Origin of the sequence: Actinotalea alkalitolerans, assembly GCF_023369855.1 — a bacterium.
In the GTDB taxonomy this organism is placed as follows: Bacteria; Actinomycetota; Actinomycetes; order Actinomycetales; family Cellulomonadaceae; genus Actinotalea.
The window spans coordinates 257,227-278,037 of sequence record NZ_JAMBPP010000006.1; the positions used below are offsets into that span (position 1 = coordinate 257,227).

At 70.4% G+C, this 20,811-nt stretch carries 15 protein-coding genes; 9 read left to right on the plus strand and 6 right to left on the minus strand.

The window, feature by feature from the left end; genetic code table 11:
* Positions 1-266 precede the first annotated feature (266 nt).
* The 4 genes from M1R94_RS09705 to M1R94_RS09720 are packed head-to-tail and all read right to left on the minus strand — an operon-like array spanning position 267 to position 5,018.
* A complete protein-coding gene (locus tag M1R94_RS09705; protein WP_249381490.1) occupies positions 267-1,214 on the minus strand; it encodes a glycosyltransferase family 2 protein in 948 nt (315 codons plus the stop codon).
* Positions 1,211-2,725 carry a lipopolysaccharide biosynthesis protein gene (locus M1R94_RS09710; RefSeq protein WP_249381491.1) on the minus strand — a complete coding sequence of 505 codons (1,515 nt, stop codon included), beginning with the start codon at positions 2,723-2,725 and terminating at the stop codon, positions 1,211-1,213. The genes M1R94_RS09705 and M1R94_RS09710 overlap by 4 nt, the downstream gene beginning before the upstream one ends.
* Positions 2,722-3,945 carry a Coenzyme F420 hydrogenase/dehydrogenase, beta subunit C-terminal domain gene (locus M1R94_RS09715; protein ID WP_249381492.1) on the minus strand — a complete coding sequence of 408 codons (1,224 nt, stop codon included), beginning with the start codon at positions 3,943-3,945 and terminating at the stop codon, positions 2,722-2,724. The genes M1R94_RS09710 and M1R94_RS09715 overlap by 4 nt, the downstream gene beginning before the upstream one ends.
* Positions 3,942-5,018: a polysaccharide pyruvyl transferase family protein gene (locus M1R94_RS09720; RefSeq protein ID WP_249381493.1), complete on the minus strand. Its 1,077-nt coding sequence runs from the start codon at positions 5,016-5,018 to the stop codon at positions 3,942-3,944. Before M1R94_RS09720 ends, M1R94_RS09715 begins: the two co-directional genes overlap by 4 nt.
* A gap of 287 nt (positions 5,019-5,305) precedes the next feature.
* Here M1R94_RS09720 and M1R94_RS09725 point away from each other — a divergent pair, with 287 nt between their 5' ends.
* The 8 genes from M1R94_RS09725 (at position 5,306) to M1R94_RS09760 (ending at position 17,395) form a co-directional block, all read left to right on the plus strand.
* A complete protein-coding gene (locus M1R94_RS09725; protein ID WP_249381494.1) occupies positions 5,306-6,181 on the plus strand; it encodes an O-fucosyltransferase family protein in 876 nt (291 codons plus the stop codon).
* Positions 6,178-7,281, plus strand: a complete 1,104-nt coding sequence (locus M1R94_RS09730; RefSeq protein WP_249381495.1) for a glycosyltransferase family protein — start codon at positions 6,178-6,180, stop codon at positions 7,279-7,281. Before M1R94_RS09725 ends, M1R94_RS09730 begins: the two co-directional genes overlap by 4 nt.
* The gene (locus M1R94_RS09735) at positions 7,278-7,838 is read left to right on the plus strand and encodes an acyltransferase (protein ID WP_249381496.1); all 561 of its coding nucleotides are present in this window, start codon (positions 7,278-7,280) and stop codon (positions 7,836-7,838) included. The genes M1R94_RS09730 and M1R94_RS09735 overlap by 4 nt, the downstream gene beginning before the upstream one ends.
* Before the next feature lies 1 nt (position 7,839).
* Entirely contained in the window at positions 7,840-9,024 is a 1,185-nt protein-coding gene (locus M1R94_RS09740) for a DUF1972 domain-containing protein (protein ID WP_249381497.1), read from the plus strand.
* Positions 9,021-9,800: a CDP-alcohol phosphatidyltransferase family protein gene (locus M1R94_RS09745; RefSeq protein WP_249381498.1), complete on the plus strand. Its 780-nt coding sequence runs from the start codon at positions 9,021-9,023 to the stop codon at positions 9,798-9,800. The genes M1R94_RS09740 and M1R94_RS09745 overlap by 4 nt, the downstream gene beginning before the upstream one ends.
* The gene (locus M1R94_RS09750) at positions 9,800-10,504 is read left to right on the plus strand and encodes a DUF4352 domain-containing protein (protein ID WP_249381499.1); all 705 of its coding nucleotides are present in this window, start codon (positions 9,800-9,802) and stop codon (positions 10,502-10,504) included. Before M1R94_RS09745 ends, M1R94_RS09750 begins: the two co-directional genes overlap by 1 nt.
* 109 nt (positions 10,505-10,613) lie before the next feature.
* Positions 10,614-16,232: a PKD domain-containing protein gene (locus M1R94_RS09755; RefSeq protein ID WP_249381500.1), complete on the plus strand. Its 5,619-nt coding sequence runs from the start codon at positions 10,614-10,616 to the stop codon at positions 16,230-16,232.
* Positions 16,229-17,395 carry a glycosyltransferase gene (locus M1R94_RS09760; protein WP_249381501.1) on the plus strand — a complete coding sequence of 389 codons (1,167 nt, stop codon included), beginning with the start codon at positions 16,229-16,231 and terminating at the stop codon, positions 17,393-17,395. The genes M1R94_RS09755 and M1R94_RS09760 overlap by 4 nt, the downstream gene beginning before the upstream one ends.
* A gap of 126 nt (positions 17,396-17,521) precedes the next feature.
* Here the strand turns inward: M1R94_RS09760 and M1R94_RS09765 are convergent, their stop codons facing one another.
* Both M1R94_RS09765 and M1R94_RS09770 read right to left on the minus strand, forming a co-directional pair.
* The gene (locus M1R94_RS09765) at positions 17,522-18,175 is read right to left on the minus strand and encodes a polysaccharide deacetylase family protein (RefSeq protein WP_249381502.1); all 654 of its coding nucleotides are present in this window, start codon (positions 18,173-18,175) and stop codon (positions 17,522-17,524) included.
* 89 nt (positions 18,176-18,264) lie between these two features.
* Positions 18,265-19,518: a nucleotide sugar dehydrogenase gene (locus M1R94_RS09770; protein ID WP_249381503.1), complete on the minus strand. Its 1,254-nt coding sequence runs from the start codon at positions 19,516-19,518 to the stop codon at positions 18,265-18,267.
* Positions 19,519-19,618: 100 nt separating this feature from the next.
* Here M1R94_RS09770 and M1R94_RS09775 point away from each other — a divergent pair, with 100 nt between their 5' ends.
* Positions 19,619-20,560, plus strand: a complete 942-nt coding sequence (locus M1R94_RS09775; protein ID WP_249381504.1) for a glycosyltransferase family 2 protein — start codon at positions 19,619-19,621, stop codon at positions 20,558-20,560.
* Positions 20,561-20,811 lie beyond the last annotated feature (251 nt).

The following is a 20,811-nucleotide window of genomic DNA, read 5'->3' on the forward strand; positions in this document are numbered from 1 at the left end:
AGCGCATGCGACCGCGAGTATGAGGCCATGCTGCAGACGGGCGCGGTTCCAGGTGGTGCGTGCTCGCACGTGGTCTCCTCCAGGGCGTCATCCTGCGGGTGGGCGGGCGGACCTGGAGGCGGCATCGAGCGGACGTCCTCAGGTCGCATATCATTCGGCAGCCCGGAAGGCGAGAGCCTGAACCGGGTGAACTTCATCCGCCAGGCAGGACTATAGGGCCAAACGGGTGAATGCTGTCCACCCCGTGTCCCATCAGGCGAGGTGGGTCAGGGGGCGATGTGGGCAACGTCACGCTGCGACCGCGCCTGACGGGAGCCGTGGCGTATGACGAACCACAGGCCTTCGAGCGTGCCGGCGGCGACTGCCCAGATCGGGGCGAGATGCCGGTACCGCGGACCTCTGAGCCCACCCCGGCGCAGCACCGTGCGAGCGAACGCGGGCGACCGGAGCACCCAGGCGATCTGATGGCGTCCGTCGAGGTGCTTGGCAGCGAAGACGAGCCTGTTCCGGACGTTGTAGCGGTAGTAGAGCAGGGACTTCCCCGGGCCCTGGGTCCCGCCGACGTCGTGCACGGCGTCGAGGTCGGGACGAACCGAGAGCCGCCCGCCGGCCCGGGTGCACCGCCAGCTCAGGTCGACGTCCTCCCAGTAGAGGAAGTACTCGGGGTCGAACCCGCCCACACGGGTCCAGAGCTCGGCGCTGACAGCCAGGCAGGCCCCCGACAGCCAGCCCGTGCGACCAGCGGAGCTCGCTCCCGTCGTCACCGTGCGTCCGTCCCGGAGGCGGACCTCGCCGCCGGCGAACCAGACCGAGCCGTCGGTCCGCAGGATGCGAGGGCTGACCATCGCTCCCGGATCCCGACGGCAGGCGTCGACGAGGCTCCGCAGAACGGCGACGTCGATCCGCAGGTCCGGGTTGAGCAGCACGAGCGCGGTGCAGTCGCTCGCGAGGGCACGGTCGACACCGACGTTCATCGCGGCTCCGAAGCCGACGTTGGTGGCGAGGGGGACGACCTCCCAGCCATGGGACCTGCCGACGTGGCCGATCGCATCCCGCTCCTCGTCGGTGGACCGGTTGTCGACGACGACGACGTGCGTGTCGAGGCCGGCGAGGTCGAGCGTGGCGAGGTTCCTCTCGACGAGCGCGTGGGAGCCGTAGTTCACCACCACGAGGCCCAGGCGGGACGCGAGCCCGTCGTCCATCGACCGCGTCACAGGAGTGCCCCACGTGAGGCCCCGAGCCGTGCGATGGCGAGCACGCCGCTGATGTCCCTGCGCAGGGGTGGGAGCACGAGCCCCCCGAGCGCGTAGACCGCCACCGTCGTGACCGCGGTCACCGCGAGGCGGAGCGGCGCAGGGTGCGCGACGAGCGTCAGGTCCACGACCGCTGCGACACCGGCCGCGCAGGCCACGACGGCGAGGATCCGCAGGGCTCCGGTCATGAGCGCTCGGGTAGGGATCACGGTGCGTCGTGAGAGCCACCACAACGACAAGGGCCAGGCCAGCGCAGGGGCGACCGCGTACCCTGCGGCGACCCCGATCACCCCCCAGGTGCTCCCGACGAGGATGCAGACCACCTTGATGGCTGCCGTCACCATGGTGTAACGAAGCAGGTCTCCGGTGAGGTTGCGCGAGAGGTAGATCCAGTAGCCCACGTAGGACAGGGTCTGGAAGATGCCCGCGACCGCCAGGAGGCGCAGGAGCGGGACCACGGTCTCCCACCGCGGACCCAGGAAGATCTCGACGATCGGCTCGGCAGCGGTGGCGACGACCCCGAGCGCCGCGACGAGGGTGTATCCCAGCGCCAGCTGTCCGCGACGGATGAACTCCGCGTAGCGCAGGTCGTCGTCCTGGAGGCGGGACAGGACCGGGAGGGCCACGGTCGTCGTCGGTGCACGCAGCTGGTTGAGCGGGGTCATGAGGAGGTGGAAGGCCCGGTTGTACAACCCCAGCGAGCCGGCGCCGAACCTGAGACCGATCACGAAGGAGTCGACGTTGTTGCTCGCGTAACCGATGAGCTGCGTCCCGACCAGGCGCCAGCCGAAGCGCAGCAAGCCCCGCATCTCGACCCCTCGGTGCGGCAGGCGCGGGAACCACCGGGCGCTCACGGCGTAGGCGATGAGAAGGGTGGTCGTCTGGGCGAGGGTCTGCGCGACGAGCGCCCAGTACCCGAACCCGGCCACCGCGAAGGCCATCGCGACCCCGAGGGCGATCACCGGAGCGAGCACGTCCGCCATGGCGAGCGCGCCGAACCTGAGGTGCCGGACGAGGTCGGCCCGGTACTGGGTCGCGATGCCGTTGAGCAGGAAGGTGACCGACAGGAGTCGTGCGATCCCGACGAGCTCGGGCTGGTCGTAGAGCGCGGCCACCGCTCCCGCCGCGACGAACACGACCGCGCCAAGGGTCAGGCCGATCCCTGTGTTGATCCAGAACAGGTTGTCCCGCTGCTCACGGGAGAGCGTCGGCGCCTGGATCGCTGCCGAGGACAGACCGAAGTCGCGGAAGATCTCGCCGACGCCGACGATCACCACGACCATCGCGATGAGGCCGTAGTCCTGCGGTGAGAGCACGCGGGCCAGCAGTGCTACCGAGAGCACCTGGATGACGATCCGGAGTCCCTGACCGCCCAGGGTGACGAACGCGCCGCGTGCCGCGTGGTGCCCGAGGCCGAGCGGTGCGCGGGCCGGCGCCGGTGTGCGATCGCTCCGACCCCGCGGCCGCCTCATCTCGACAGCCTCCGGACGCGAGCACGTGTCCCACGCGCAGTCCTGATGGCGTCCCGGGGGCGGCCGAGGGCGAGGCCGAGCAGTCCGAACCCCCGGTAGCGCGGTGAGCGCCTGCCCGCGAGGGCGGCCCCGACCAACCGCCCCAGGAGCGTCTCACGCCTGGTGCGCTGGAGGGGCTGGACCGCCGCGATGGCGTCGATGTCGACAGGTCTGGCCACCAGCACGCCGGCCTCGACGGCCCGACGCACGACGTCGAGCCCGCGCGGCGTCCTGGCGATGAGTGCACTGACCCCCGCACCCTCGACGAAGACCGGGTACCCGCGCGCATCGGTGCGCCAGAAGTCGCCGGCACTCACGTCGCTGCTCTCGCCGACACCGTCGACGCACACCTTGCACCGCCACTGGACCGTGGGCCCGAGGTGGCGCCCCCATGACTCGTCGTACGACATGGTCACCTGCTCCCCTCGGGTCGTGCGGGCCGTGAAGTCACCGGGCCAACCGTTCCCGCGGTAGCGCAGGCTCTCGAGCCGGGTGTCCACGGGGGCGCCCAGCGAACCGACGAGGGCGTCGGTCGCATGCTGGCTCGGCGTTCCCGCGCAGAAGAACGAGAGGATGAGGGGTTCTGCTCCCCCGCGCGCCGAAGCGAGCGAGCGGAGTGCGGACGCCTCGCACGGCTTGCCGACCACAGCGGCGGCCGGGTCCAGCGCGCCGACGGCGGCCGCCGTCGAGACGGGTGCGTACCGAGAGCCTGACGCCGCGAGGGCCTCGTCACGGCTCATGATCCGTACGCTGACCGTGCGGCGAGGGTCGTCCGCGTCGGCCCCTGCGCCGATCACGTACGCCGCCTCGCCCTCCTCGACCAGCCAGCCGGCCAGTGCGGTGAGCACACCACCGCTGCTGCCACGATGACGGATGTCCTCGTCGGCGGCCCACGCCTCCCAGACCCCCAGGGCGGGGCCCATCGTCGGGTGCCTCACGGAGCCGGGCGGGGCGGGAGCGCGCACCACGACCCCCGGGCAGACCGACCGGAACTGCCGTGCCAGGGCGCGGTCCTCGCGCTCGGTCGATGCCGAGGGGTGCGAGCGACACGGTCGGGAGTACCCCTCGCCGTCGAGCTCCATCGTGACGGCAGGGTCCAGCTGGCAGCAGGCACCGCACCCCGAGCACAGGCCGCCGTCGACCACCCGCGCGATCTCCCGGTCGAGCCGACGCGAGGTCATCCCAGTCCCCGCAGGGCTTCGACCGCGGGGCGCAGCAGGACCTGCGCGCGATCGCGGACCGACGCCGCCCCGTCATCCAGGTCGTCGCGGTCGGTCAGGCGCAGCGCGCTCGTCGCCGCGTCGGTGTCCACGCGCAGGTCGACCGTGTGGTGCCACCCGAGGTCGTCGAGCAGCGGCGCGAACTTGCGTGAGTAGGCCAGCGGGATCGCCGGGGTCCCCACGGAGAGCGCGTTGAGACACGCGTGCATACGTGAGCCGATCACGAGCTCGGCGGAGGCGACCAGCTCCCTGGCCTCCGTCAGCGACCCGGGGATCAGGGCCTGGGCATCAGGCGCGATCGTGCTGCGGAACTCGTCGATCGCGGGGACGTCGTCGTCGGGGGAGGAGGACGGGAGCACGTGCGCCATGAGGTCGACCCGGCGCCCGCCTGCGGTCAGGGACCTGTAGAGGTCGGCGACGGTCGACCGGTAGCGCTCGGCGTCGACGTGCGGGCCGGGCTGCCAGAGCAGGCCCGAGATGTTCAGCAGCACGTCACGTGTCCGCGGTGTCTGCGGTACCGGGAGGGCGAAGACGACGTCCGTCGAGAGCGCGTCGACCGCGCGCCCGAGCTCGACGGCGTGCGCGGCGCTGACCGAGTCCCGGGCCATGACCAGCCGCGCGCGTCGGAGCGACCACCGGCCGATCGCCCGCCCGCGTGCGGTCGAGAACGGGCCGATCGTCTGCGGGCCGAGCACGACCGGCGTCCCGGCCTGGGTCGCGCACTCGGCAAGGGTCGACATCGTGGTGAGTCTCGCTGCGCCGTAGGCGTCGGTGAAGCTGTCGCCCGCGCGCATGTCGAGCACGACGTCGAAGCCGGAGAGCCACTTCTGCAGGCCGAACCGACCGGTGATGCGCTCGCGGACCAGTGATCGTGCGCCTTGGATCGGCAAGGGCGCTGGGCCGCGCCCGAAGCTCTGGAACTCGACCTGGACCTCGGGCCACGCCTGCTGCAGCAGCGCGTGGGCTCCTTCGCCCAGCGCGCGGACACCGAGGTTGGACGAGCGGTCGTCCGCCCAGAGCACGAGCGCTCGCATCGAGCTGGTCCCCCTCGCAATCGGTACCGCCGGAGCGCCGAGCCCATGGCCGCCGGTCCTTCGGCGGTCCGGCCGACGGTGGCGGGGTGTGATCCTGTCACCCTGCGGATCATGGCGGGTGGCAGGCAGCGAATATACCGACGAACCAGGCAAAGAGGGCTGGACCGCGCGGGTGAAACTGACGGCAAAGCCGGACAAAGTGCCCGGGGGCCTGGGAGGATGCACCGAAGCACGGCGACACGGAGCCCGTCCGGTCGCTCTCATGAGGGGGAACTGACACCGCTGTGATGCTCGCCTCCAGGGCACGGTCGTTGCTCGAGCCGTCGCTGATCGCCTACAACGGCTACAACGCGGGCCTGGGAAACCGGGTGCGCGTCGTCCTGGGCGCCAAGGCTCTCGCCGAGGCCGAGGAGAGGCAGTTCCTCTTCGTCTGGCCGACAGGTCGGCTCTTCGGCCCGGACTTCTCTGACCTGTGGAGGTTCGAGGGGACCACGATCCCGCGGGCGGTGTCGCGAGCCATGGCCCGGTGGTACCCGTACGTGGACGAGACCCTGACCTGGCTCGACGACGACAAGCGCACCGAACGGGTCTGGCAGATCCGCACGGGGAGCCCGCTGGCGCAGCTCCCTGGGGTCCGGCCCTGGCAGGACGAGCTGCGTGCCCTCGAGCTCGTCCCCGAGGTCCAGCGCGCGGTGACCTCGTTCTACGACGAGCACCTGCGCGGTCACCCCTATGTCGGCGTGATGATCCGCGCGCATGCCAACCAGCACGCACGTACGCGCGAGGCCTCCCCGGTCGAGTGGTTCGTGCGCCGGATGACGGAGATCGCCCGGGATCAGCCCGGGACGAGGTTCTACGTGTCGTGCGACGTCCCTGAGGTCCAGGAGCGGGTGGTGGCAACGGTCCCGGGGTGCGTCGGACAGCGTGACAAGGGGGCGTTCAACTCAGTCGAGGGGGTCCGCGCCGCACTCTGCGACGTGTACCTGCTCGCCTGCGCGGGGTATCTGATCGCACCGTACTACTCGAGCTTCGTCCATCTCTCGGAGCACCTGTCAGGCGATGTCCTCGTGGCTGAGACCTCGCTCGCCGGCCGGACCGGTGGGGTCGACGTGGTGTCCGCCGGGACGGCCCGGGACCCGTTGCGGCCCTACGAGCGATCATGACCCTGCCCGGTGTGACGACGGCGGGGGAGGTCGGCCGGGCGGTGGGAGATGGCGACCGCCCGCTGGTCGTGCTGCAGTCCTTCCATGCGGTGCGGCCCACGACGAACCCCTATCTCATCCAGCTCCTCGCGTCGCTGGGGGCCGGTGCCACGGTCCGGACGTTCACCTGGCGTACCGCCCTCGTCGGTCGATGGGACGTGCTGCACGTCCACTGGCCCGAGCTGATCTTCCGTCGCGACGGGCGGATCCGCAGCGCACTGGGCATGGTGCTGACCCTCGTGCTGCTGGTGCGGCTCCGCGTGCGCAGGGGTGCCCTCGTGCGAACGCTCCACAACGAGGTGCCCCACGAGAGTCGCGGGTGGTTCGAGCGCCGGGTCCTGGCTCTCCTCGACCGGTGCACGACGCTGTGGATCTGCCTGAACGGGGTGACTGAGCCGCCTCGCCCCGGACCGGTCGTCCGGATCCCGATCGGTGGCTACGCGGGGTGGTTCGCCGAGCACGTCGTGCCGTCGACCGTGCGCGGGCGGGTCCTGACGTTCGGCCTGATCCGTCCGTACAAGGGGGTCGAGGACCTCGTCGCCGCATTCCGAGCAGTCCCGGTCGACCACGGGCTGTCCCTGAGCGTGGCCGGCCGCCCGAGCACCGCGCAGCTGGCCGACGCCGTGCGTGCCGGCGCAGACGGCGATCAGCGCATCCGGCTGTCGCTGGATCACGTCTCGGACGCCGCCCTGGTGCATGAGGTGGGTGAGGCGGAGCTCGTCGTGCTGCCCTACCGTCACATGCAGAACTCGAGCGCCGCTCTTCTGGCCCTGTCCCTCGGGCGACCGATCCTCGTGCCGGCCAACCCGCTCAACGCCGACCTCGCAGAGGAGGTGGGCCGGGACTGGGTCCACCTGTTCGACGGTGCCGTGACTGCCGAGCACCTCGTACGTGCCCTCGGCGACGCCCGCGAGAGGCCGGCGAGCTCCGTCCCTGATCTCTCGGCGCGTGAGTGGTCGAGCATCGGCTCCGCACATCTGGACGCCTTCGCGCGGGCTGTCAGGCTCGCCTCCCGGCACGAGGGTCGACGAGCGGGCCGCGGGACGGGGGGCGAGCGATGACTCGAGCCTGGGTCACGACGCTGCGCCGCCGCCGGCCGGCCGCAGAGATGGCACTCCTGTCGATGTGCGGCATGGTCCCGAACCATCGCGTGCGGGTCGGAGCCCTCCGGGCGCTGGGAGCGACGATCGACCCCGACGCGGTCGTCTACCACGGGTTCGAGGTACGAGCCGCGCGGAGGCTGAGCATCGGCGCGCGCACCCAGGTCGGCGACCACGCCATCCTGGATGCCCGCGGAGGCCTCGAGATCGGTCGGGACGTCAACCTCTCGACCGGTGTCCAGGTGTGGACGGCCCAGCACCGGTGGGACTCGCCCGACTTCGCCTACGAGACGGCTCCCGTCCGGATCGGTGACCGGGCATGGCTCGGGCCACGCGTCGTCGTCCTGCCCGGAACGGTGGTGGGCGAGGGTGTCGTCCTCGCTGCCGGTGCAGTCGCCCGCGGGGTCCTCGAGCCGTTCTCGCTGTACGGGGGGGTCCCGGCGCGCAGGCTGGCCGACCGACCGCGCGACCTCACCTACGAGCTCCCGAGCCCCGCTGACAAGACCTGGTGGTGGTGACATGCGCATCGCACTCGTCGGAACTCGGGGAGTCCCCGCGCGGTACGGCGGCTTCGAGACCTGCGTCGAAGAGGTCGGCCGCCGGCTGGTTGCTCGCGGGCACACCGTCGTCGTCTACTGCCGGGCCGACCCGGACGAGCGGACGCGGGCGACCGAGCACCTCGGCATGGAGCTCGTCCATCTCCCTGCGCTGCGCACCCGGACCCTCGAGACGCTCAGCCACACAGGGCTGTCGGTCGGCCACCTCCTCGGACACCGTGTCGACGCCGCGTTCGTCTTCAACGCGGCGAACGCGCCCTGGCTCCCGGTCCTGCGTGCAGCTCGCATCCCGGTCGCCACCCATGTCGACGGACTCGAGTGGAAGCGGGCGAAGTGGGGTCGTACGGGTCGGCGGTACTACCGGACGGCGGAGTCCCTGGCGGTGCGGTGGTCCGATGCCCTGATCGCCGACGCCCAGGGGATCAGTGACTACTACGACGCGGAGTTCGGCGTGCCGAGCGAGCTGATCTCCTACGGGGCGCCGATCATCGCGCGCCGTTCTCAGCGCCTGGTCGAGCTCGGGCTGGAACCCGACCAGTACCACCTCGTGGTCGCGCGTCTCGAGCCGGAGAACCACGTCGACGTCGTGGTGCGCGGGTACCGGGACAGTCGCGCGACCCTGCCCCTGGTCGTCGTCGGCTCCGCACCCTATGCGGACGCGTACATCTCCCGGGTGCGCTCGCTCGCCGACGATCGTGTTCGGTTCCTGGGTGCGGTGTGGGACCAGGAGGTGCTCGATCACCTCTACGCCAACGCCAGGACGTACCTGCACGGACACTCCGTCGGCGGGACGAACCCGTCGCTGCTCAGGGCGATCGGTGCCGGCACGGCCACCGTCGCCTTCGACGTCTCCTTCAACCGAGAGGTGCTCGGGGAGCACGGCTGGTACTTCTCAGGTGCGCAGGACGTCGCGCGTCTCGTCGAGCAGGCCGAGGCCGACGGCGCCGGGTGCCGGGCGCGGGGTGACGCGCTTCGGGAGCGGGCTCTCGACTACGACTGGGACAGTGTGTCCGACGGGTACGAGGCGCTCGCGAAGAAGCTGGTGGCGCGTGAGGTCCGTCGGCCTCGCGGGGCCCGCCGGGGTCCGCGGCCCGCGAGCGTGGAGCGGCCGCGCAGCATCGAGGACAGGGATGGAGCGGGGCGATGAGCAAGGGTGCAACGACAGTCGACGGGGGATATCGGGAGGTGCTGACCCGCCTTGCCGGCGCGCAGAAGGCCGCTGCTCGTGGTGCGCCGGCGTACTCCCGGTTCGTGAACCGGCGCCTCGGCCGCTACCTGGCGGCCTGGGCCTTTCGGGCGGGCCTCACCCCCGATGCGGTCACCGGGATCAGCGCGGTGTTCACGTTCGCCGGTATCGCCGTCCTCGCCCTGGTCCCACCCACCCTGGGCTCGGGGATCCTGGTCACCTTCTGCCTGCTGACGGGATACGCCTTCGACTCCGCGGACGGCCAGGTGGCACGGCTCCGTGGTGGCGGCAGTCCGGCCGGCGAGTGGCTCGACCACATGGTCGACGCCCTCAAGGTGGTCACGATGCCGCTCGCCCTCATGGTCGGCTTCTACCGGTTCGACGTCGTCGACCACGTCTGGCTCCTCGTGCCGGCGGGCTTCGCGATCGTCTCGGCCGTGCTCTTCTTCGGGATGATCCTCACCGAGCAGCTGCGCCGGCAGGCGGGCACCGCGTCTGTGGCCCAGGACCGTCCGGGCCGCCCCTCGTGGGTGCGCTCGGTGCTGGTCGTCCCCACCGACTACGGCGTCCTCTGCCTGTCCTTCCTGGTCCTGGGCCTGACTGACGTCTTCGTCGTGATCTACACCCTCCTCTTCCTCGCCACGACGGGGTTCCTCGTCCTGGCGTCGGCGAAGTGGTTCGGTGAGATGCGAGGCCTCCGTCCCGTTCGCTCCGTCTCTGACAAGGCAGGCCCCTGATGAGCACCACGTCGACCCCAGGCACGCACTCTCCGTCGCGGCGCCGTCGCACGGTGATCTGGCTGGTCGCGATCGCTCTCGTGCTGGGTCTTGGTGGCGCCATCTGGGCGGCGAACCGTGGTCCCTCGGAGGTCGGCTCGCCGTCGCCCACCCCCGACGGCCCCGAGGCCACGGCAGGGGCGACGCCGTCGCCGGGAGCGTCCCCGACCGAACCGGCGGTGGACGATCCCCAGGACGGTGAGTCGCCCGCACCCGAGGGAGAGTCGCCCGCCGAGCCGCCGACCGCCCCGACCGACGTCCTCGTGATGGCCGAACCCGTACCCCTCGACGAGACGGTGGTCGTCGACTCCGGCCTGACGGTGACCGTCCAGGACCTTGAGGCCGTCGAAGGCACCGGACAAGGAGCCGGGGAGGTGGCCGGGCCGGCGGTCCGGGTCACGGTGGCGATCACCAACGGTGCTGCCGCGCCCACCGCACTGGGCGCGGTGATCGTGAACGTGACCTACGGAGCCGACCAGGTGCCCGGCGTCGAGCTCAGTGGTCCAGGCGTCAAGCGGTTCTCGGGCGAGCTGGCCCCGGGAGACACGGCGAGCGGGGTCTTCGTCTTCGCGGTCCCGGTCGGCGAGCGCGACCGTCTCCAGATCACCGTGGACCACGCGGCCGGGGCTCCGATCGTGGTGTTCGAGGGCTCGGGGCCGACATAGGAGAGGTGTCCGTTTTCACCCGATAGGATCACTCATTTCCCTCTTGTCGCATCTAGGATCAGTGCTGGCGCGATCATTCGCCGATCCCCCGCGACGACATGAGGACACCATGGCCAGGACACCGGTTCGGCGGCGCATTGCCGCGTTCATCGCTGTGGCAACCGCACTGGCGACGGTCGTCGTCGCGACGCCGGCCATGGCGGACACGGCTCCTGCCGATCCGACGCTTCCTGAGACGGTCACGGCCGACGGTCTGCCCACGGTCCAGATCGACGGCGTCGTCTGGGACCAGGAGATCGTGGGCAACACGGTCTACGTCGCCGGGAGCTTCAGCACGGCCAGACCTGCGGGGGCACTACCGGGTGTGAACACCGTCCCGCGGGCGCACATGCTCGCCTTCGACCTCCAGACCGGAGCGCTGATCTCGTCGTTCGCGCCGACGTTCAACGCGCAGGTCATGTCCGTCAGCGCCTCGCCGGACGGGTCGCGCCTGTATGTCGGTGGTGACTTCACGACCGTCAACGGGGCCACGCAGTACCGCGTCGCGGCACTGAACCCGACCACCGGAGCTGTGCTCCCCAACTTCCGCCCCGCAGTCAACTTCAAGGTGGGCGCGGTCGAGGCGGTCGGGTCGGTCGTGTACGTGGGTGGCTCGTTCAGTGCCGTCGGCTCGAGCGAGCGGCTCGGTCTGGCTGCCCTCAACGCCGCGAACGGGGCGCTGCTCCCGTGGGCGCCGCGGGCGGAGAACGGCCGCGTCGCCGCGATCGCGGTCTCCCCGGACGCGACGAAGGTCGTGGTCGCCGGGAGCTTCACGACGCTGAACGGCTCGGATCGACCGGGGTACGGCATGGGGATGGTCGATGCCGTCACGGGTGAAAGCCTCCCGTTCGCCGCCAACGACCTGATCCGCAACGGTGGACCGAGCTCCTCCTTCACGACCCTTGCCGGCGACGAGACGGGCGTCTACGGCGGTGGGTACCACTTCGGGCCGGGCGGGAACCTCGAGGGCATCTTCAAGGCCTCCTGGGACGGTGAGATCGAGTACGTCCAGGACTGCCACGGTGACACGTACAGCGTCTACCCCATGGGGGACGTCGTGTACTCCGCGACTCACCACCACTACTGCGACAACGTCGACGGCGGGTTCCCGCAGACCTCCCCGTGGACCTTCCACCACGGCAACGCGTACACGAACTACGCCACGACCCCGCTCAAGCATGACAAGGACGGGTACTTCGACTGGTTCGGGACACCCGGGCCCACGATGCTCTACTTCTACCCTGCATTCACCCCCGGCTCCTACACGGGCAAGACCCAGGGCCCGTGGTCGGTCATCTCACAGGGGGACTACCTCGTCTTCGGGGGTGAGTTCACGCACGTCAACGGTGTGCGTCAGCAGGGGATCGTCCGGATGACGACCAAGGAGAACGCCCCCAACGCCCAGGGCCCGCGTCTCGCGGGTGCCGCTTTCAACCCCCGGGTGAACTCGTTCGCGGAGGGCACGGCGAGGATCTCCTGGCCTGGTAACTGGGACCGCGACAACATGACGTTGCGCTACCGGCTGTACCGGGAGAGCACCGCACTGCCGCCGATCTATGACGAGACGGTGACGGCACCCTTCTGGGACCTTCCGGTCATGGGCTTCACCGACACCGGTCTCACGCCGGGGTCGACCCAGCGCTATCGGGTGACCGCGACCGACCCCTTCAACAACCTGGCGCAGTCCGAGTGGGTCACGGTGACGATCGCCGAGGACGGCACGCTCAGCGACTACGCCGAGGGCGTGCTGGATGACGGCGCCTCGTCGTACTGGCGCCTCGGGGAGCCCTCCGGCCCGCTGTTCGACTGGGCGGGATTCCACGACGCGACTCCCGGCGACGGCGTGACCCGGGGCGTCAGCGGCGCGATCATCGGTGACGCTGACGCCGCGGCAGGCTTCAGCGGCTCCTCGAGCGGCACGGCCTCCACGCAGACCGCGGTCCAAGGACCCAACACCTTCTCGATCGAGACGTGGGTCCGCACCACCACCAACCGCGGGGGCAAGCTGGTCGGCTTCGGGAACTCGGCGACCGGGAACTCGAGCGGCTACGACCGCCATGTCTACATGGACAACGCCGGCCGGATCTGGTTCGGGGTCCACCCGGGCGGGGTGCGTACCGTGAACAGCACGGCCTCGTTCAACGATGGTCAGTGGCACCACGTGGTCGCGTCGCTCGGCCCGAACGGCATGCGCCTGTACGTCGACGGCAAGCGGGTCGGCCAGCGCACCGATGTCACTGCAGGACAGGACTTCTCGGGCTACTGGCGACTGGGTGGGGACAACCTCAACGGGTGGACCAACCGGCCGACGAGCAACTACCTCGCTGGGTCGCTCGACGACGTCGCCATCTACCCATCGGTCCTGACCCACGAGCAGGTCCTCCAGCACTACACGGACTCCGGACGCACGTCATCGGTCCCCCCCGTACCGGGCGACGCCTATGGTGCTGCCGTCCGCGGTGCAGACCCGGACCTCTACTGGAGGCTCGGCGAGTCCGGAGGGACGACGGCCTCGGACACCAGCCTCAACGACAGCACCGGCACTTACCGCAACGGCGTCACGTTGGGGGCGCCCGGTGCCCTCCCCGACGTGGCCGACACGGCCGCCACCTTCAACGGGAACGGGGCGATGCTGTCGAGCGACCAGCAGTTCACCAACCCGACGACCTACTCGCAGGAGCTGTGGTTCCAGACGACGACCACCGCAGGCGGGAAGCTCATCGGCTTCGGCAGCAGCAGGACAGGTCTGTCGAACAACTACGACCGCCACGTCTACATGGAGGACAGCGGACAGCTGACCTTCGGTGTCTGGACGGGAGAGGCCAGCACGATCACATCGCCCGAGTCCTACAACGACGGCCAGTGGCATCACATGGTGGCCACCCAGTCGTCCGCCGGGATGAGGCTCTACGTCGACGGTGCCCTCGTCGGGCAGCACGGGCAGACGGCTGCCCAGGCCTACAACGGGTACTGGAAGGTCGGCAGCGACACCACGTGGGGCCCGCAGCCTCACTTCGCCGGAACGATCGACGAGGTCGCTGTCTACTCACGGGCGCTCAGCTCCGCGGTCGTCGCGGAGCACTACTCCCTGGGCACGACGGGTGCGCCGCCCAACCAGGTGCCGGTGGCGGTGTTCTCGTCCTCGGTCAGTGATCTGGCGGTGTCGGTGGATGGGTCGGGGTCCTCGGACCCGGATGGCACGGTCGCGGGGTATGCGTGGGACTTCGGTGACGGGGCCACGGGTGAGGGGGTCACTGCGTCGCACACCTATGGGGCTGCCGGGACGTACACGGTGACGTTGACGGTGACGGACAACCAGGGTGCGACCGGGACGGTCGCGGCCGAGGTGACGGTCACCGACCCGCCTGCGAACCAGGTGCCGGTGGCGGTGTTCTCGTCCTCGGTCAGTGATCTGGCGGTGTCGGTGGATGGGTCGGGGTCCTCGGACCCGGACGGCACGATCGCGGGGTATGCGTGGGACTTCGGTGACGGGGCCACGGGTGAGGGTGTGAGTGCGTCGCACACCTATGGGGCTGCCGGGACGTACACGGTGACGTTGACCGTGACGGACAACCAGGGTGCGACTGGGACGGTCGCGGCCGAGGTGACGGTCACCGACCCGCCTGCGAACCAGGTGCCGGTGGCGGTGTTCTCGTCCTCGGTCAGTGATCTGGCGGTGTCGGTGGATGGGTCGGGGTCCTCGGACCCGGACGGCACGGTCGCGGGGTATGCGTGGGACTTCGGTGACGGGGCCACGGGTGAGGGGGTCACTGCGTCGCACACCTATGGGGCTGCCGGGACGTACACGGTGACGTTGACGGTGACGGACAACCAGGGTGCGACCGGGACGGTCGCGGCCGAGGTGACGGTGGTCGAGCCGGGTCCGGGGACCGAGCTGGCGCGGGACGGGTTCGGGCGTGTGGTGGTGGGTGACTGGGGCACGGCCGATGTCGGGGGCGCGTGGCAGCGTTCGGCCGGGTCTGCGGCGAACTACGCGGTCTCCGGGGGCAGGGCGACACATCGGATGAACGCATCGGGTGCGACCGTGTCCTCCTACCTCGGCGCGGTCTCCTCGACCGATACCGAGGTGCAGGTCAAGGTCTCGCTCGACAAGGTCCAGACCGGCGGCGGGACGTACGTGTCGGTCATCGGTCGTCGGGTCGACACGAGTGAGTACACCGGTCGCCTGAGGTTCCTCTCGACCGGAGCAGTGACGCTGGCTGCGATGCAGAACGGGGTGACGCTGGGCGCTGTGGTGCTGCCCGATGTGGACTTCGCCACCAGCGATCAGCTCCAGGTGCGTCTGCAGGTCACCGGGACGTCACCGACCACCGTGCAGGCCAAGGCGTGGGAGGTCGGGGCGGCCGAGCCCGCGACCTGGCAGGTGAGCGCGACGAACTCGTTCGCTGCGCTGCAGGCCCCTGGGGCGATCGGGCTGAGCAGCTATCTCTCGGCGTCGTCGACCAATGCGCCGATGACCAGTGCCTTCGACGACCTGATCGCCTACCCGACGTCCGCGACCCCTCCGCCTGCCAACCAGGTTCCGGTGGCGGTGTTCTCGTCCTCGGTCAGTGATCTGGCGGTGTCGGTGGATGGGTCGGGGTCCTCTGACCCGGACGGCACGGTCGCGGGGTATGCGTGGGACTTCGGTGACGGGGCGACCGGCGCGGGCGTCACGGCGTCGCACACCTACGCCACGTCCGGCACCTACACCGTGCGACTCACGGTGACGGACAACGCCGGTGCGACGGGCACGACGACACGGCAGGTGTCGGTGGCTGGTCCTCCGCCTGCGAACCAGGTTCCGGTGGCGGTGTTCTCGTCGTCGGTCAGTGATCTGGCGGTGTCGGTGGATGGGTCGGGGTCCTCTGATCCGGATGGCACGGTCGCGGGGTATGCGTGGGACTTCGGTGACGGGGCGACCGGCGCGGGCGTCACGGCGTCGCACACCTACGCGGCTGCGGGCACCTACACGGTGACGTTGACGGTGACGGACAACCAGGGTGCGACCGGGACGGTCGCGGCCGAGGTGACGGTGGTCGAGCCGGGGCCGGTGACCGAGCTGGCGCGGGACGGGTTCGGGCGTGTGGTGGTGGGTGACTGGGGCATGGCCGATGTCGGGGGCGCGTGGCAGCGGTCGGCCGGGTCTGCTGCCAACTACCAGGTCGGTGACGGGGTGGGTTCGTTGAGGCTGCCGACCCCTGGTGGGACGGTTGCGGCCTATCTCAACGGTGCGTCCTCGACCTCGGTGGACCTGGCGGCCACGGTCTCGTTGGACAAGGCCGCTACCGGGGGTGGGACGTATCTGGCTCTGATCGGGCGGCGGACCACGACCACCGATGACTACCACGCGCGGGTGCGGGTCTTCGAGTCCGGGGCGGTGACGATCAGTGCGATGCGTTCGGGCACGACGTTGCAGTCCGTCCTGGTGCCGGGGCTGACCTATGCGGCCAACGACGAGCTGCGGATCCGGGTCGAGGTCTCGGGGACCTCTCCGACGACGATCAGGGCCAAGGTGTGGAAGGTCGGGGCCGAGGAGCCGGCTGGTTGGCAGGTCACGACCACCGATGCCACCCCTGCCCTGCAGGTCGCTGGTGGGATCGGCGTGCTGACCTACCTGACCGGGTCGACCACCAACGCCCCGGTGACCGCCCGATGGGACGACCTCATCGCCGTACCAGCGGGATGACCACACGCACGCACCACGGTGGGGGCACCGGGCGGACGATCCTGCTCGCTCATCCGAGCGCCGATCTCTACGGGTCGGACAGGGTCGCCCTGGAGAGCGTCAGTGCCCTGGTCGAGGCAGGGTGGCGGGTGATCGTCACCCTGCCCGCCCACGGCCCGCTCTCGGCCCTCGTCCGGGAGCGGGGGGCGCACGTCGCGATCTGCCCGACCCTCGTGCTGCGCAAGGCGCTGCTGCGGCCGCGTGGTGTCGTCACGCTCCTGCGGGACACCCTCGCCGGACTGCGTCACGGATGGCGGCTGCTCGTCCACCTGCGGCCTGCGGCCATGTACGTCAACACAGTGACGATCCCGCTGTGGGTGCTGCTGGCCCGCCTGCGACGGGTGCCGACGCTCTGCCACGTGCACGAGGCCGAGGGGTCGGCGCCTGCCTGGGCGCGGACCGTCCTCGGACTACCTCTCCTGGCGGCGGATGTCGTCATTGCGAACAGCCGGTTCAGCATCGGGGTGATCGCGCGGTCCTTCCCGCGACTGGGTCGTCGGATCGAGCTCGTGCACAACGGGGTCCCTGGTCCGGCCGATCGGTCGATGGGGCGCGAGGTGCTCGAGCCGCCGGTGAGGATCGTCTACATCGGAAGGCTCTCCCCTCGCAAGGGGGTCGATGTCGCGGTCGATGCCCTGAGGTGTCTGGACGAGCGTGGTGTGACGGCCCACCTCGATCTCGTGGGTGCGGTGTTCCCCGGATACGAGTGGTACCAGGCCGAGCTCGAGGCGCAGGTAGCGCGACTCGACCTGCGGGACAGGGTCACCTTTCACGGGTTCAGGAACGAGGTCTGGGATCTGGTGCGGTCGAGCGACCTCGTCGTGGTTCCGTCGCGGATCGACGAGCCCTTCGGCAACACGGCGGTCGAGGCGGTGCTGTGCGCTCGGCCGGTCGTGGCCAGTGAGACGAGCGGGCTGCTCGAGGCCACGGCTGGCTACCGCTCCGCGCACACGGTGCTCCCCGGCAGTGCCGAGGCGCTGGCCGACGGGATCGTGCGTGTCGTGAGCGAGTGGGACAGGTCTCGGAACGACGCCTGGGCAGATGCCGCGACAGCGGTCGCACGGCACTCACCCCAGACCTTCCGGGCACGGGTGGTCGATGTGGTCAGTCGTATGGTCACGTGAGGTGCGCGCCGACGCAGATCCGGCAGGCTCCTGCGAGTGACGAGGCAGGCCGAGCTCCTGTCGAGGTGATCCGCCGAGTGCGGGCCCGTGGCAGCATCGGTGCGGACTCCGCCGGCTCGACGCCGCCTACCGGCCGAACCACGCCCAGGACCGCAGCCGGCCCCCGCGAGCCAGGGCGTCGGCCAGGCTGACGACCGTGTAGCCGCGGTCGTGGTATCCGGCCAGGAGCTGCTTGGCGAACACCCCCCGGTCGAGCGGGAAGTCGACCCGTGGGTCGGCGCCGTCCTCGGCGTCGGCGATGGCGTCGTGCGCCAGCACGATCTGCCCCGGCGAGAGGTGGGACATCGCGACCTCGAGCCGCTGGGGCGTCGTGATGTCCTTCCAGTCCCACGTGGTCGCGCCCCACATCACCGGAACGAGACCGGCCCCGCGCACCGCGGACCAGGTCCGCAGGGACTGCGAGCCGTACGGCGGCCGGATCCAGCGCACCGGACGACCCAGCCGGTCTTCGAGCTCGAGCTTCGCTGCCCGGGTCCGGTCGACCACCTGCCGGGTGGTCAGGGTGGTCAGGCGCACGTGGTCAGGACCGTGCAGAGCGACCTCGTGGCCCGCGCTGATGATCTCCTGGAGCAGTCCCGGGGCCTTGCGGACGCGGGTCATGAGCACGAAGAAGGTGGCCGACGCCCCGGCGTCGGCCAACGACGCGAGGACCCCGTCGGTGGACCCCGGGAGCGGCCCGTCATCGAAGGTCAGGACGACCGAGCGGTCGGGTGAGGTCACCGCGCGAACGGAACCCACCGGGCGCGTCGATGCGCGCCACAGCGCGCCCATCACCGGGACGCTGTCCAGCGCATCGCCTCGGGGCACGACTAGAGCCGCCGACCGGTGACGGTGACTCCTCGGGTGTCGAGCAGCTTCTGGCCGAACGCCGCCAGCCGGTCGGGGGTGAGCTCCCGGTGGTTCTGCAGGAGGATCGCGCAGTCCATGTCGACAGCGGCCTCCGCGACGTCCATCACCCGAGGGATCGGTGACCCGCCGCTCTGCCACTGCGCGACGTACGGGTCCCAGTAGTGCAGGTCAGCACCCAGGTGCAGGAGAGCGGTCGCCACGTCTCGGGCGGGAGACTCGCGCTGGTCGGCGATGTTCTCCTTGTACGTCACACCCAGGAGGAGGATCCGCGACCCCCGGACCGGCCGACCGAGATCGTTGAGGAGGTCCTGCGTCCGCCGGGCGACGTACGCGGGCATGCCCGCGTTGATCTCCTGAGCGAGCTCGACGAACCGGAAGGGGTGGCGCAGTCGGCTCCGGATGTGGTGGGAGAGGTAGTTCGGGTCGATCGGGATGCAGTGCCCGCCGACCCCGGGTCCGGGGTAGAAGGCATGGAAACCGAAGGGCTTCGTCGACGCGCAACGGATCGACTCCCAGAGATCGATGTCGAGCTCGTGGGCGAGCTGCGCCAGCTCGTTCATCAGGGCGATGTTGACGTGCCGGTAGGTGTTCTCGAGGAGCTTGGCCAGCTCGGCCTCGCGCGTGCCGCTGGCGATGACCACCTCGTCGCACACCCGGGAGTAGAGCTCCGTTGCCCGGGCCGTGCTGCGCTCGTCGACGCCGCCGACGACCTTGGGGGTGTTGCGCAGAGAGAACCGCGGGTTGCCCGGGTCGATGCGCTCGGGGGAGAAGGCCAGGAGGATGTCCCGTCCGACGACGTGGCCGCTCGTCTCGAGGATCGGACCGACCACTTCCTCCGTGGTGCCCGGGTAGGTCGTGGACTCCAGGACGACCAGGTCGCCCGGTCGTACTCGCTTGGCGATCATCTCTGCCGAGGAGATCACGGCTGAGAGGTCCGGGCCGCCGTCCTCCGTGAGCGGGGTGGGGACGCAGATCACGTAGGTGTCGCACTCGTCCAGGTCCGAGGGCTCCGCCGTGGGTGTGAACCCGTTCGTGAGCATCGTGGCGAGCTCGTCATCGGAGATGTCGTCGACCCGTGAGCGCCCTGCGCGCATCTCGCCCAGACGGTCGAGGTCGATGTCAAAACCGAAGGTGGGGATCCCGGCTCTGATCGCCTCGCGGATCAGCGGGAGTCCGACGTAGCCCGTACCGATGACCGCCAGCTTGAAGCTCATGGTCCTCCTGTCTCCGATGGATCGTGATCGTTCCACACTCGTGCACCTGCTGTGTAGCGGCGTCCGCCTGCGCTGGCCCGAGCCCTTGTATCCTCGGCGGATGGACGTGATGCCGGCCGCCGGTCGCCGTGTGGCGGTAGCCGTGCTGACCTACCAGCGACCGGACGTCCTGGGAGCCCTGCTCCCTGAGCTTGCGAGACAAGCACGCGTCCAGGTCCCCCCAGCGCGGGTCGTCGTGGTCGACAACGATCCGGGGGCCAGTGCGCGTGCCGCGGTCGAGGAGCTCGACCTTCCTGAGGTGACGTTCGTGCACGAACCGCGGCCGGGCATCGCGGCCGGCCGGAACGCGGCCCTTCGGGAGGCCTCTGACGTCGACACCCTGGTGTTCATCGACGACGACGAGACTCCTGAGGGTGAGTGGCTGAGCGTCATGGTGGACACCCACGCCCGTCTCGGAGGTGCGGCGTTGGCGGGACCGGTCCTGCGCGTCCATGAGTCACCCCCGGCGTCGTGGGTGAGGGCGGCCCGGGTGTTCGACCGTCGCCGGATGCCGACCGGGACCCCACTCGAGGCAGCCGGTTCCGGGAACCTCCTGCTCGACATGCGTCACGTCCGGCGGCACGGGCTCGAGTTCGACGACCGGCTGGGACTCGCGGGCGGCTCGGATCACCTGTTCACCAAGCAGATCCGTCAGACCGACGGCCAGATCTACTGGTGCGACGAAGCTGTGGTGAGCGAGTTCGTCCCGAGTGATCGGCTGACCGGCCGATGGACCTTGCGGCGCGGCCACAGGTCCGGCACGACCAGCGTCCTGGTCGAGCTGATGCTGGCGTCGACCAGGGGGAAGGCGATGACCATCCGGATCCGCGCCATCAGCGGAGGCCTCGCGCGGCTGCTGGCCGGCGGCGGGAGGGTCGCGTGGGGTCTGCTGACCTCGAACCCCGAGCACCAGGGCAGGGGCGCGTGGACCGCAGCACGCGGCACCGGACTCCTTGCCGCGGCGGTAGGGCACACGTTCGTCGAGTACCGCCGCGCAGGGTGAGGGGTGCCGTTCTCCTGACGAGGAGGGCCGTCCTCTCCCGTCACCGGCCGACCTGCCGCTGCGTCTCTTCCCGCCGAGCGCCGTGCGATCTCGCCTGGGTGGACGATCAGGAACGGCGAGGGCGGTTCGCCCCTTTTCATCCTGTTCCGTACAGATTGTCCGTTCTACGATCGTAGGACTTGGCGCGGCCCCCTGCGCCATCCGACATCACCGGGACCCGCCGTGGGCACTTCATCGGTTCGACGGAGCAT

Coding starts and splice junctions, on each gene's coding strand:
- M1R94_RS09710 (WP_249381491.1), bottom strand. CDS start 2,725: ATGAGGCGGCCGCGGGGTCGGAGCGATCGCACACCGGCGCCGGCCCGC.
- M1R94_RS09715 (WP_249381492.1), bottom strand. CDS start 3,945: ATGACCTCGCGTCGGCTCGACCGGGAGATCGCGCGGGTGGTCGACGGC.
- M1R94_RS09720 (WP_249381493.1), bottom strand. CDS start 5,018: ATGCGAGCGCTCGTGCTCTGGGCGGACGACCGCTCGTCCAACCTCGGT.
- M1R94_RS09725 (WP_249381494.1), top strand. CDS start 5,306: ATGCTCGCCTCCAGGGCACGGTCGTTGCTCGAGCCGTCGCTGATCGCC.
- M1R94_RS09730 (WP_249381495.1), top strand. CDS start 6,178: ATGACCCTGCCCGGTGTGACGACGGCGGGGGAGGTCGGCCGGGCGGTG.
- M1R94_RS09735 (WP_249381496.1), top strand. CDS start 7,278: ATGACTCGAGCCTGGGTCACGACGCTGCGCCGCCGCCGGCCGGCCGCA.
- M1R94_RS09740 (WP_249381497.1), top strand. CDS start 7,840: ATGCGCATCGCACTCGTCGGAACTCGGGGAGTCCCCGCGCGGTACGGC.
- M1R94_RS09745 (WP_249381498.1), top strand. CDS start 9,021: ATGAGCAAGGGTGCAACGACAGTCGACGGGGGATATCGGGAGGTGCTG.
- M1R94_RS09750 (WP_249381499.1), top strand. CDS start 9,800: ATGAGCACCACGTCGACCCCAGGCACGCACTCTCCGTCGCGGCGCCGT.
- M1R94_RS09755 (WP_249381500.1), top strand. CDS start 10,614: ATGGCCAGGACACCGGTTCGGCGGCGCATTGCCGCGTTCATCGCTGTG.
- M1R94_RS09760 (WP_249381501.1), top strand. CDS start 16,229: ATGACCACACGCACGCACCACGGTGGGGGCACCGGGCGGACGATCCTG.
- M1R94_RS09770 (WP_249381503.1), bottom strand. CDS start 19,518: ATGAGCTTCAAGCTGGCGGTCATCGGTACGGGCTACGTCGGACTCCCG.
- M1R94_RS09775 (WP_249381504.1), top strand. CDS start 19,619: ATGGACGTGATGCCGGCCGCCGGTCGCCGTGTGGCGGTAGCCGTGCTG.